The sequence below is a fragment of the Coprobacter sp. genome, from assembly GCF_982436375.1.
This window is the reverse complement of the sequence record NZ_CEWDCG010000077.1, coordinates 1-12833: the sequence shown is the minus strand read 5'-3', so window position 1 is coordinate 12833 and position 12833 is coordinate 1. Positions and strand designations below refer to the sequence as shown.

Here is a 12833-nt window from a genome sequence, read left to right as displayed (position 1 = left end):
GTATTGATCGTAGTGTGTAATAAACTTCTAATGCCAGTCTTTTAATCTTGATGAAAAAACTAAAATCAATCAAACTATATTTATGAGAAAAAACTATTTTGCTGAACTAAGAGCTGTTTTGCTGATCTCTGCTGCTTTGCTGCAGGGAGTGTCCTTGTATGCGAGTACAGGAGAAGCGGTAGCCGAAACAAAAGGTGCTGCTGCAGGTGAAGTCGCTCAAAAAAAGACTACCGTAAAGGGAGTCGTAACAGATGAGAAAGGAGAACCGTTGATCGGTGTTAGTATTGCGTTGAAGAATTCGACACAAGGGACGATGACCGACATGGACGGAAAATACACTATTTCTACGGATGTAGAAAATCCGACTTTGATCTTTTCTTATGTAGGATACACTTCGCAGACTATTGCTGTGGGTGGAAAGAAAGAGATAAATGTCGTACTTAAAGAAGAAAGCCATGCTCTTAATGAAGTCGTAGTGACGGCTATGGGTATTTTGCGTAAAGAGAAATCATTGACTTACGCTACACAACAGATTAAAAGTGACGACCTGAACAGAGTACAAGATCCGAATGTCGCAAACTCTATCGAAGGAAAAGTTTCGGGAGTCGTTATTACTCCGAGTGCCGGTGGTGCCGGTGGTGCTTCGAAGATCATTCTTCGCGGTAACAAGTCGGTTTTCGGCTCCAGTACCCCGTTGATTGTTGTAGATGGAGTTCCCATGACCAACAATACTCGTGGACAGATGAGCGACCTTGCTACCATGACCAGTTCTGGAGTAGGGGAAGGATCCGACCCGCTATCAATGATCAATCCTGATGATATCGAGTCTATCAATGTTTTGAAAGGGGCTAATGCAGCCGCCCTTTACGGGTCGGCTGCAGCCAATGGAGTTGTAATGATAACCACGAAAAGAGGTAAAGAAGGTAAACTAGCCATCAATTTCTCTTCAAATCTTACTTTCGATACGCCGCTTCTGACTCCGAAAATTCAAAATATTTATGGTGCTGAGGTGACCTCTTCGAGTATCGGAGATCAACTTTCCGTAGACAGTTGGGGAGACAAAGTTTCATCACGCAGTGCAGATAATTTGGTGATCAATGTCCCATTGAACGGAGACCAGTTCGGTGCGGATCGTACACATGAGGTCTATTTGCGTAATAGTGCGGGCGATGATCTCGACGATTTTTATCGTACCGGTCTTACGGCCAATAACTCGATTGCATTGTCCGGTGGTACGGATAAAATTCAAACTTATTTCTCTTTCGGTAATTCTCACTCTAAAGGAATGATCGAAAGCAACTCTTACAATCGCAACTCTTTTGCTTTCCGTCAGAGTTATGAATTCTTTAAACGCCTCCATTTCGACATGTCTATGAATTATGTACAAACTGTGACCCGTAATCGTCCCGGTGGTGGTACTACCGGGAATCCGATTTATCACATGTACATGATGCCGCGCAATATCGATATCGGTTATTATCGTAATAATTATGCCATAGACGAAACATGGAACAGTAACGTAAGGTCTATTTATGTACTTAATCAAGGATCTTATATGTTGACACCGACTCGCGTGGAACTTTCCGGTCCGATGCAGAATTGGGCGTATATGGAAGCCAGACAGAATAACCCTTATTGGTTGATGAATCAGAATCGCAATAAGGTAAACGAAGACCGTTTCTACGGTACGATAACCGGTCGTGCCGATATTTATGACGGATTGAGTTTTCAGGCACGAGTCAGTATCGATCATACCAAGTATAAAAAAGACAGTCGTCGTTATGCAACGACATTCCTTCCTTCCAATATGGATGACTACGGAAATTATTGGAAAGACATCGAGACGGCCAATGAGATCTATACCGACTATTTGTTGAGCTACAATAAGACTTTCGGAGACTTTTCGGTATCGGCTACAGCCGGTTGGGTAGGCCATTTGCGAGAAACGGAGACTCAAAAGACCGATGTGGTGGCCACTTATATAGATCCGAATAATCAAATGCTTTCGACACGTGTCAATTTGTTCCAGACGAATGCCGGAGGAACATCTGCCACCAAGACTACTAAGTTGACCGAATGGGATAAAGCAGCACTTATTACGGCTCAATTGGGCTGGCAGGAAAAAGTATATATCGACGGCTCTTATCGACGAGATTGGTATCGGGCTTATAAACAATTTTCCGACCGTGGGACACCAGACAACTACGGTTATTTCGGAGTCGGAGCCAATGCCATTGTCAGTTCGCTTGTCGAATTACCCGACTGGTTCAGCTATTTGAAGTATCGCCTCTCTTATTCAGAAGTAGGTAACTCTATACCTAATCAGGTCTATGCCAAAGGGACAGAGGACCTCAAGACGGGAGTTATCTCTCCGAGTGCGTATGCCCGTTTTGCTAATCCGTTACCCGAAAAGACAAAATCCGTTGAGACCGGTATCGAAATGATGTTTTTAGATAATCGTCTCAATTTGGACCTTACCTATTATAATTCTAAGATGCAGGATCTTTATATGATAGCGACGAATGCGTCCGGCTTGTCAGAGCCGGTGAATTCCGGAAAGGTTCGCAATCAGGGTATCGAGGCCACGGTAGGCTATAATTTCCGTTTCGGAAAGAACTGGTCTTGGAAAACTTCTTATAACGTATCGTTCAATGATAACAAGATTCTCGAAACTTCATACGAAGAGGATGGTAGTGAAAAGCTTATTTATAACGATTTGATGGGCGTTCGTGTACGTTACCGCAAGGGCGGTTCTATCGGAGATATGTATGTGACGGATTTCAAGCGCGACGAAAACGGTCATTATGTTCTCGATTCAAACGGAACGCCTCAATTGGAAACCGAGGCGAACAAGCAGTATGGTGTTTATGCCGGTAATATGAATTCGAAATGGCAAATGGGTTGGAGCAATACCATTCGCTATAAAGACTTTTCTCTGTTCTTCCTGATCAACGGTCGCATCGGCGGAAAAGTAATTTCGTTTACCGAAGCCTATCTTGATGGATCAGGTTTGTCGGAGCGTACGGCCGAAGCCCGTCAATATGCAGAACAACATAATCTCATAGCTTCTGATTATGGCTCTCAGTTGGGTATGTATCTCCCCGATGGCAGTAATCGTGTCGTGCCGATTTCGTCTTATTATAAAGGTATCGGAGGTGCATCGCCGGCTTCTTCGCAATATATTTATAACGGTACCAATTTCCGTTTGCGTGAGCTTTCTTTGGGTTATACGTTCCGTAATCTGATCGGAGAAAATAAGAATTTAACTCTTTCGTTCATTGCCCGTAACTTATTCTTTATTTATAAAGATAGTCCGGTCGATCCCGATGTATCGCTTTCTACAGCGAACGGAGCCGGAGCATTTGAGATGTTCAACATGCCGTCGTCACGATCATTCGGATTCTCTTTGAATGTTAATTTCTAATCATAAAGCAGTATATCTTATGAAAAAAATCAAAATATTTTTCACGCTTTTGGGATCGGTCGCTTTCCTGGGCTTTCAATCATGCCTGGATTATGATATCCCGACAGATGATTTCGACCAAACAGAAATAAAAGTGGATGATACGATCTATCGTGGAGCGGCAGACAGTATCGATTATATGAAATCTATTTCGGAAGAGGGATTAGATGCTGCGATTCAGGCGCTGAACACCTCTTTCAGGCAGGCTCGCGGAGGAATATACGCGATGCGTGGAGGAAAAGAAGGCCAGATGCCTGGATCACACTCTTATCAACGTCAGTTCTCTTTAGGTCCGGATAATTACGCTCAGTTTACAGTAGTCCCGCATTCCGATTTTATGTACGGAGAGTTGCGACATATCTATGCCATAAGTCCCGATTTCAATCCGGGACCGTTCTCCTGCTATGAGATTTCCAAGAATGTATTTGTACCACTGTTAAACCGACCGGAAATCGATTCTATTCCCGAAATGAAAGCGATTTTCCTGCTTTTATTCAATTATGCATCTCAGGAAATTGCCGACGTGTACGGTCCGTTCCCGTATGTGGATTTCAAGGCGAACAAACAGAGCTCTCCGTTTACGTATAATGACTTGCGGACTATTTATGTGAATATCAAGGCAAATGTAGATACCGTTCTCAAATGTCTTCACTATTTCGATCAGAAACCGGAATGGTATAAATCGAAAGTTAAAGGCCAGATGAACCAGCATTTGTCCGATTTGTCTGTGATGAAAGCGAGCAGTGTCAGTACATGGATTCGTTTTGCCAATTCATTTAAGTTGCGTATGGCGATGCACATTGTCAAGGTCGATAAGTCCATGGCAAAGGAATGGGCGGAAGAAGCCGTCCGTGACGGAGTGATCGAGAGTACGGATGATGAGATCGGTTTGCGTCCTATGTATTTGGGAATTACTCATCCGCTTTTGGAGATTACCAATACATGGGGAGATTCCCGCTTGAGCGCATCGTTCGAAAGTTTGCTTAAAAGTCTGAATCACCCTTACGCCGACTATGTGTTCGAAAAGAATGGAAATGCTTTTGTAAATAAGACGACAGGAGTCGCGACTTCGGCAAATATGCGTATTATCGGTATGCGGGAAGGGGTTACTCCGGGAACAGGTCAGGCGTCAGGTTCTAATCCTTATATCGGCTGCAGTCAATTGAGTGCGCAAGTATTTGCAGGATATATGCCTCCTTTATATTTGATGAAAATGTCGGAAGTAGACTTTTTACGAGCCGAGGGTGTTCTTTATGGTTTTGATATGGGAGGAGATGCCGGGACTTTTTATAATCGAGGTATAGACAATGCTTATCTCGAAGATCGGGATATGGCAACCTTTTCAACTTATGTGCTCCGTCTTAGCGAGTATAAAGTTCTGGAAGAGCCGCTATCCTACATTTACGTAGATCCGCAGGGTATTGTGGATGATATGCCGAGTGTTACCCAAATCGGGGTAAAGTGGAATGATGGAGATAGTCCTGAAGTGAAACTCGAAAAAATCATTACCCAGAAATATATCGCTGCATATCCGTACAGTTATGAACCGTGGGTGGATATGCGCCGTACGGGCTATCCGAAAGTGTTCCCGGTAATAAATCCGGGTAACGGAGACGGCTCGATATTGGAAGGTAATATAATACGTCGTATGCCTTTCCCGAATACCGATGATTCCTCTATTCGGGATATTCAGGCTACCGGTCTTAAAGCGCTGGGTGGTGCTGATCTTCAGGCTACGCGCTTATGGTGGGATATAGACCAGCCTAACTTTTAATAATATGAGAAAACAGGAATAGTATTTCGGCACAATACCGAAATACTATTCATTAACTAAACAACCTAATTTTAAATTATTTGCTTATGAAAAAGAGACACTTGATTATCAGTGCTATGGTATGTTGTGCGGTAATGGGCACACCGGGCACGGCTATGTCACAAATGTCGGAAACTGCAACGAAAGAGGTGTATGATTTTTCCGGTTTTGTGGATGTAGATTTGTTGGATTTGTTCTATAATGCATTGCAGGAGGGACGTAATTACCCGACAGAAGAAGAGTTTGCAGCCAAAGGTATTCTTCCTTCTGATATTGCATTTATTCGTTCACATGTTCGTAAGGCTCAGATTTTGGATCGTTCAGACCGATTGATCCAGGATACGTATGAAAAACGGGATCTTTGGATGAATATTCCGATGAGTATGGGAAAAGATGGGGCTGTAGGGCAACCTACGACTAATTTTGCAGATGATGTATTCTCGATGTGGAACTACACTAATCTGTTCGGATCATGGAATCATGGTTTTTTCTCTGCTCCAGGTGCATGGGTTGATGCTGCGCATAAGAACGGAACCAATATCATGAGCGGTATCAAATTTTTCGAAAGTTGGGGAACAAATTCTTCAGCTTGGAATAACGTCCTTAGTACTAAAAATTCCGATGGATCATTTAAGTATGTAAAGCCTTTGATCAATTGCTTGATGTATTTCGGTTCGGATGGTATTAACTATAACTGGGAAGATAGCGGGTATGGAGAAGAGAATACCATTGCATTTAATAAGGCGTTGTATAAAGAAGCTGAGGCTTGTGGTTTCGATAATTTCCATTTGGGGTTATATACTTCCGTTTCTGGACTTAATTCATATAATGTGAATTCTTTGTTCGGAAATGAAGAAGGTCGTACTGCCCATACGATGTTGAATTATGCTAGTTCGGACTTTTCCTATAATATGGGAAGTTCAGTAACAGCGGCTGAGACTGCGATGGGAACTTCTGAAGGTCTTTATGCTGGTGTGTGGATTGTTTCTATGAATAGAGGATGGTCTCGGCTAAATCAATCAGAAGAATCTAAGAGATGTGGTCTCTGCCTTTGGGGAGAGCATGCATCGAGCCGTTTTTGGTCTTATAATTCTGGTGCCGATGCATATATCGCACAGACGAATTATCAGGCATTGCTCGAGCGTGGATTCTCCGGAGGTAATCGTAATCCGTTGAATCGTCCGGCTATAAGCAATAATGGAAATGAATGGGAAAATACGGATGAAGTGCCGGGGCTTTCTACATTTGCCGGATTGGCTTCGTGGATTCCCGAACGTTCGGCTATTCAAGGTAAACTGCCTTTTGCTACCTATTTTAACTTAGGTAACGGTGACCGTTATAATTATAAAGGAAAGAAAACTGCCAGAGCATGGTATAATATGGCTAATCAGGATCGTGTGCCGACCTACCGTTGGTTGGTGACTGAGCCGGGAACTTTGACGGCAAGTGATAAAATTCAACCGGAATTTTCTCATGACGACGCTTATACCGGAGGTTCTTGCTTGAAGTTGACAGGAGAAGCTACCGCTACAGGTACGGATATTGTTCTTTTCAAGACATCTCTTATATCGAGTGCATCGGGAGCTTATGCCAATATTGCCGTAAAAAGCGGTAAAGAAGGTAATAATGCAACCAATTTGTATGTTATTTTGAAAAAGCAAGACGGTACTTGGTTAGAATTCTCCGTAGGTGAGACAACCGCTACAACCTGGCAGGAAAAGAAAATTATGCTTTCCGGAATCAATCAGGGTGATGTGATCGAACGTATCGGTTTGCGAGTAAAAGGTTCGGACGATAATTATAAACTTTATGTCGGAAAATTGGAGATCAACGATAATGTTAAGACCGTACCGGCTAACGTACAGGATGTGGTTGTAGAAGTAAAAGAAGAAACCAAGACTTCTCTTTCTGTGAAAATGAATTGGAAGTTAGATCGCTCGGCCGTTGATCGTGCTGCTTGGGATTTGTTATTCAATGATGAAGCTGATGTCGATCATTTCGAAATTCTTTATAAGAACGGTGAAAAAGGTAAAGTTTCTGAGATTGCCCGTACTACTTCTTGGGCTGCTTATGTAGGTGATATTACTTTTGAAGGTGTAGATGATGAACCGTATGTCGGTGTTCGCGCTGTTTCTACTGATTTAAAGACATATTCTCCTGTAGAATGGGTAGAAATAACCCGTGCAGATCAATCTGCATTGCCAGAGAAAAAAGATAATGGAAATTATGGCCTTAGCGAAATGGATCCCTCTTGTGACGGTGCTGATATTGCGCGTGCCCAACGTTATGTAACCGATGTGACGACTACCGGTGCAATTGAAAATTTAAATTATCATGTAGACGGACCGGTAGAAGATGGTTCTCAATATGCCGATGCAACCGATATGGTATTGAAAGTGGAACAAGGTCAAGAAGTTACTTTATTTATAAAATGTTTCGATACGAGTAATTCTTATTGGGAGGGTGAAAAGAAGACCGATGGTTTGAGGTATTGTTTTGCCGGTGCATGGATGGATTTGGACGGTAGCAGCACATTCGCTCCCGATTCGCTTAAAAACGGAGGTGAACTTCTTTTCCGTTTAGGTAAAATTCGTGCAGCTACTCCCGAATTTGAAACAGAAGGTATTACCTATACATTTACTATACCGGAAGATGCCCGTCCGGGAAATAGTCGTCTGCGCATCGTGTTCTCCGATGCTTGGTTTGCAGGATCGTTTATCCCATCGGGTTATCATAATAAGGGATTCTCTATGGATTTCGGTGTTGAAATTGTCGGTGAAAACGAACCGCGCCCTCTTCCAGTTGACACTCACGATCAAGGTATTGCAGAAGAGCCGGAAGGCCTCGATCAGACTCCGGAAGGTATCAACAACGTTAATAGCGAAGTGTCGAGCTTCTATGTTGCCGACAATGTGATTAACTTTATAAATGTTGATAAGGCTTGGATTTACAGTGTCGACGGTGGTTTGGTTAAATATCTGACTAATCCTGATAAATATAGTGTAGCAGATTTTGCAAACGGAGCTTATATTGTTCGTATGCAATACGGAAAAGTTATTCGTTCCGGTAAATTCGTGAAGTAAGTAAGATTTGCGAAAAGTTGGAATGCCTTTCCGAAACTAAATTTCGGAAGGGCATTTTTTTTGTAAAAACAGTGTCGGTACGTTCTCCTCCCGAGAGTGGAACTGACTATTCGTATGGACTTCTCTACAACTTTGCTCAAGTAAAATTTAGACAGTCTCTTATAGACGAACCTACATTAAATATAAAAAATAACTGACCTTTATTTCCGAAACCCGGAAATAAAGGTCAGTTATGTATAGAATGGATGTCTTATTTAAATAGTGATTTCGCGATGCCGATTTCCAATCCGCGTAATTCGGCCAAACCACGCATCCGACCCAAACAAGAATATCCGGGATTGGTTTTTTTGTGGAGGTCATCTATCATTTGGTGTCCGTGGTCGGGACGCATCGGTATGGAAACGCCTCTACGTTGTTGCAACAGTAGGAAATTTTTCATTACGTTATACATATCGACATTTCCTTCGAGATGATTGGCTTCATAGAAATTTCCCTCTTCATCCCGTTGCGTACTTCTCAAATGTACAAAATTGATGCGGTCGCCGAAACGTTCCATCATTCCGGCAAGATCATTGTCTCCCCGTACACCGAATGATCCGGTACACAGACAAAGTCCGTTCGATTCGTTCGGAACAGCTTCGATCAGTTTTCTGAAATCTTCTTCGGTACTCAATATTCTTGGCAATCCCAAAATCGGGTAGGGGGGGTCATCCGGATGAATGACTAATTTTACGCCGACTTCGTCAGCTACCGGAGTGATTTCTTTTAAGAAATAGATCAGATTAGCACGTAGTTTTTCCGCATCTATGTCTTTATACCGATCGAGGGCTTCCTGAAATTGTTCTACGGTAAAACTCTCTTCCGATCCCGGCAACCCGGCAATCATGTTGCGTATCAGTAATTGTTTGTCGGCCTCGCTCATTTGATCATAACGGGCTTTTGCCTTGGCCTTTTCTTCATCGGAATATTCTTTTTCAGCACCCGGTCTTTTCAGGATAAAAAGGTCGAAGGCAAGAAAAGCCGCCCGTTCGAAACGCAAGGCTTTCGATCCGTCGGGCATGGTATAGGCGAGATCGGTACGAGTCCAGTCGAGTACCGGCATGAAGTTATAAGTCACGATATATATGCCGCATTGAGCGAGATTCCGTAAACTTTCTTTATAATTATCGATATATTTCTGGAAATCCCCGGTCTGGGTTTTTATGTGCTCGTGTACCGGAACACTCTCTACGACCGACCATTTGAGTCCGGCATCTTCGATCATTTTTTTGCGTTTCATGATCTCTTCAACAGTCCATACTTCTCCGTTGGGAATTTGATGCAGGGCGTTTACGATTCCGGTAGCTCCGGCTTGTTTTATATCTTGCAGGCTGACAGGGTCATTCGGTCCGTACCAGCGCCATGTTTGTTCGCATAAAATCATATCTGTAATTTTCTAAGTTGGTTATTAAATCGAGAATGCGTCGAATCCTCCGTCGACGATAGCCACTGTTCCGCTTACGAATTTCGAGGCGTCGCTGATCAGGTATTGGATCGTGCCGACAAGTTCTTCCGGTTCACCGAAACGTCCGAATGGTGTATGAGCGAGGATAACACGTGAGCGGTCGGTCAGTGAACCGTCGGGATTAGTTAATAAAGTGCGGTTTTGTTCGGTCAGGAAAAATCCCGGAGCAATGGCGTTGACACGCAATCCCGGTCCGAATTTCAGAGCAAGTTCGCCGGCCATATATTTTGTAAAGTTCGATATTGCGGCTTTTGCTGCACCATAGCCTACGACACGGGTTAGTGGACGTAGAGCCGATTCGGAGCTGAAATTTACGATAGCTCCCTCTTTTTGTTTCGCCATCTCTTCTGCGAATACCATTGTGGGTAATACCGTACCGAAAAGATTCAAATCGACAACTTTTCGGAAAGCCTCCACGTCAAGATCGAAAATCGTCTTTTCGGGAGGAATCGTAGCACCCGCCATATTACCTCCTGCTGCGTTAAGCAATACATCTATATGTCCGTATTTGGCGATAATATCTTTTTTGTTTTGCAATAGAACTTCTTTGTTTAGCACGTCGGTATATAAAAATATGGCTTCGTTTCCGGCAGCTTTAATGTTATTTACCAGTTCGTTTCCCGCTTCTTCATTACGATCGAGGATAACCATTTTTGCACCTTCTCCGGCAAGATATGAAGATATCGTACGTCCGAGAATACCGGCAGCTCCGGTCATTACCACTACTTTGTCTTTTACACTGAATAGATTTGCCATAATTGTAATATTAAGTTTTAAAGATTATTGTTTTGATAATAGCCGATATTTTCTTTAATAAGAATATCTATCGGCATAAAGTTGATTCGAGGCGCTTTTTTACCGTATGTCAGAAAATTCCCCAATGCTTTTATTCCGTTGTATCCTTGTATCTCGGGGCGTTGGGCGATAAGCCATGTAATCGTCCCTTCTGACAGATGTCGTATATTTCTTTCGATAAGGTCATATCCCACCAGCTTTATCTCTCTTTTACCGTTGTTCTCCAAGTAATCTGCCAATACGCAACATACCGAATTAAATACGACAGCTCCTTTTATGCCGGGATTGGCTTTGAATATCCGGTTTAGGACTTTTTCGTTATATTCGGGTTCATCGATATGCAGTTCGCACGAGAAGACATGACCGGAGAACCCAGTTTTATGGAGATATTCCATAAAACCCTTTTCTCTATTTTTGACCTGAGTAGAACTGTTGTTTCGTTCCCTAATTATTTTTCCGATGAGAATATCGCTTCCTTGTGCTATTTTCCCCGTAAGCAATTTTGCGGCAATATATCCTCCGTCATAAGAATTGGTTCCGAAATATGCCAATTGATTGTTTTCGGGGATATTGGAATCGATATACACGTATGGTATCTGTTTTTCATCGAGACGGGCAGAGAGTTCGGTTACCGAGTCTGAAAATAATGTTCCGATCAGTACCCCGTTAAATTCATCAGAAAGAACCGTTTCACAAACGTGCTCGAATGAGGTTTGGTCATATTGGTCGAAGAATATTTTTTGAACGACAATGTTGTAGTCGTTCAGCTCTCCGGCAGCTTTGTCTATCCCTTCCGCAGCCTTTTCCCAATATTCTCCCGGCCGGAAAGCCGGAATCAAAGCAGCGATATTGAATTGCTTTTTCAATGCCAGCGACCGAGCCATAAGATTGGGTCGATATTCAACTTCTTGCAATACTCGGTTTACTTTTTCTTGGGCTGTTTTAGATACTTTTCCTCTGTTATGCAGAATCCGGTCGACTGTTCCGACGGATACTCCTGCCATACGGGCAATATCTGAAATGCGAACATTTTTTGTTTTATCGGTCATGAGCTATTTTATGCTGTGTGTGCGTACACATTTATGATTCGCAAATGTAGCGAAAAATATCGGGTATTTATAATATTTTTTATTGTGTGTGCGTGCACATTTTAATTTGATTGTATTTAATATGTTGATTATTATTGTTTTATGTGTTGTGGTGTGTAGATTGACTATGCTGTAAAACATAAAAAGAGTCTGTTTGTATGGTAAACCTATTTTTTTTACTTTCGTTCCATAAAAAACAGAAGAAGATGATAAAATTGGTAATATTTGATCTGGACGGTACTTTACTGAATACGATCAGTGATTTGGCAGGGAGTACCAATTATGCATTAAAGCAATGTGGTTTTCCTGAACATGAAACTGATGCTTATAATTATTTTGTCGGGAACGGAATAAATAAACTTTTTGAAAGGGCACTTCCCGAGAATGCGCGTACTCCGGAAAATATAGGAAGGATGAGAGGTTTCTTTTTGGAGCATTATACCCAAAACAATACATGCTTAACAGTTCCTTATCCGGGCATTTCAGAACTATTAAGAGAATTGCAACATAAAGGCATTGCTTTGGCTGTTGCTTCGAATAAGTATCAAGAAGGTACGGAGAAGTTGGTGCACTATTATTTTAAAGACATCATTTTTTCTACGATACTCGGTCAGCGTGAGGGAATTCCGGTAAAACCTGATCCGGTCATTGTAAAAGAAATACTTCGGGTGAATGGTGTATCGGCAAATGAGACGCTATATGTCGGAGATTCGGGGGTAGATATGCAAACGGCTGCAGCGGCGACGGTTACTTCTGTGGGTGTGACATGGGGGTTTCGCACTTGTGAAGAGTTGGTAGAAAACGGTGCTTGCTATATCGTGGATTCCCCTGCTGAGATATTAGAACTGTCAGGTCGTCTTTAATTTTTTATTGGTGCGAAGTTGTTAAGCCGGAATATAAAAACAACAGCCTTTCCTCACGGAATGGCTGTCGAATAACCAAAATATATAGAATAGTTTAATCAAAAAATCATTCTGTACAGGTAGTATATGCTTTTTTGATTATTACAAAAATAAGATAAAAAAATTATTGTGCAAAAAAAAATCGATAAAACCTGTATTGTTATCGCTGAATAGTAAAAAATATC

General features: G+C 42.2%; 7 protein-coding genes. 4 read left to right on the top strand and 3 right to left on the bottom strand.

The window, feature by feature from the left end:
* Positions 1 to 82: 82 nt before the first annotated feature.
* The 3 genes from AC1WHX_RS06070 (at position 83) to AC1WHX_RS06060 (ending at position 8359) form a co-directional block, all read left to right on the top strand.
* Complete coding sequence (locus AC1WHX_RS06070; protein ID WP_481228995.1) at positions 83 to 3424, top strand: SusC/RagA family TonB-linked outer membrane protein; 3342 nt, start codon at positions 83 to 85, stop codon at positions 3422 to 3424.
* A gap of 19 nt (positions 3425 to 3443) precedes the next feature.
* On the top strand, positions 3444 to 5237 hold the full coding sequence (locus tag AC1WHX_RS06065) for a SusD/RagB family nutrient-binding outer membrane lipoprotein (RefSeq protein WP_303116052.1): 1794 nt from the start codon (positions 3444 to 3446) through the stop codon (positions 5235 to 5237).
* An 86-nt stretch (positions 5238 to 5323) separates the two neighbouring features.
* Positions 5324 to 8359 (top strand): endo-beta-N-acetylglucosaminidase, encoded by a 3036-nt coding sequence (locus AC1WHX_RS06060; RefSeq protein WP_481228994.1) that lies wholly within the window; start codon positions 5324 to 5326, stop codon positions 8357 to 8359.
* Between the two features lie 250 nt (positions 8360 to 8609).
* Here AC1WHX_RS06060 and uxuA read toward each other — a convergent pair whose 3' ends face one another.
* Genes uxuA through AC1WHX_RS06045 form a run of 3 tightly spaced genes read right to left on the bottom strand, consistent with a single transcriptional unit; the run spans position 8610 to position 11707 of the window.
* Positions 8610 to 9782: a mannonate dehydratase gene (gene uxuA, locus AC1WHX_RS06055; RefSeq protein ID WP_122338160.1), complete on the bottom strand. Its 1173-nt coding sequence runs from the start codon at positions 9780 to 9782 to the stop codon at positions 8610 to 8612.
* A gap of 24 nt (positions 9783 to 9806) precedes the next feature.
* Positions 9807 to 10619 (bottom strand): SDR family oxidoreductase, encoded by an 813-nt coding sequence (locus AC1WHX_RS06050; protein WP_009318833.1) that lies wholly within the window; start codon positions 10617 to 10619, stop codon positions 9807 to 9809.
* Positions 10620 to 10636: 17 nt separating this feature from the next.
* On the bottom strand, positions 10637 to 11707 hold the full coding sequence (locus AC1WHX_RS06045) for a LacI family DNA-binding transcriptional regulator (protein WP_122338159.1): 1071 nt from the start codon (positions 11705 to 11707) through the stop codon (positions 10637 to 10639).
* 245 nt (positions 11708 to 11952) lie between these two features.
* Between AC1WHX_RS06045 and AC1WHX_RS06040 the strand changes: the two genes are divergently transcribed.
* Complete coding sequence (locus AC1WHX_RS06040; RefSeq protein ID WP_270737569.1) at positions 11953 to 12609, top strand: HAD family hydrolase; 657 nt, start codon at positions 11953 to 11955, stop codon at positions 12607 to 12609.
* Positions 12610 to 12833: the final 224 nt, after the last annotated feature.

Coding starts and splice junctions, on each gene's coding strand:
- uxuA (WP_122338160.1), bottom strand. CDS start 9,782: ATGATTTTATGCGAACAAACATGGCGCTGGTACGGACCGAATGACCCT.
- AC1WHX_RS06050 (WP_009318833.1), bottom strand. CDS start 10,619: ATGGCAAATCTATTCAGTGTAAAAGACAAAGTAGTGGTAATGACCGGA.
- AC1WHX_RS06070 (WP_481228995.1), top strand. CDS start 83: ATGAGAAAAAACTATTTTGCTGAACTAAGAGCTGTTTTGCTGATCTCT.
- AC1WHX_RS06045 (WP_122338159.1), bottom strand. CDS start 11,707: ATGACCGATAAAACAAAAAATGTTCGCATTTCAGATATTGCCCGTATG.
- AC1WHX_RS06040 (WP_270737569.1), top strand. CDS start 11,953: ATGATAAAATTGGTAATATTTGATCTGGACGGTACTTTACTGAATACG.
- AC1WHX_RS06060 (WP_481228994.1), top strand. CDS start 5,324: ATGAAAAAGAGACACTTGATTATCAGTGCTATGGTATGTTGTGCGGTA.
- AC1WHX_RS06065 (WP_303116052.1), top strand. CDS start 3,444: ATGAAAAAAATCAAAATATTTTTCACGCTTTTGGGATCGGTCGCTTTC.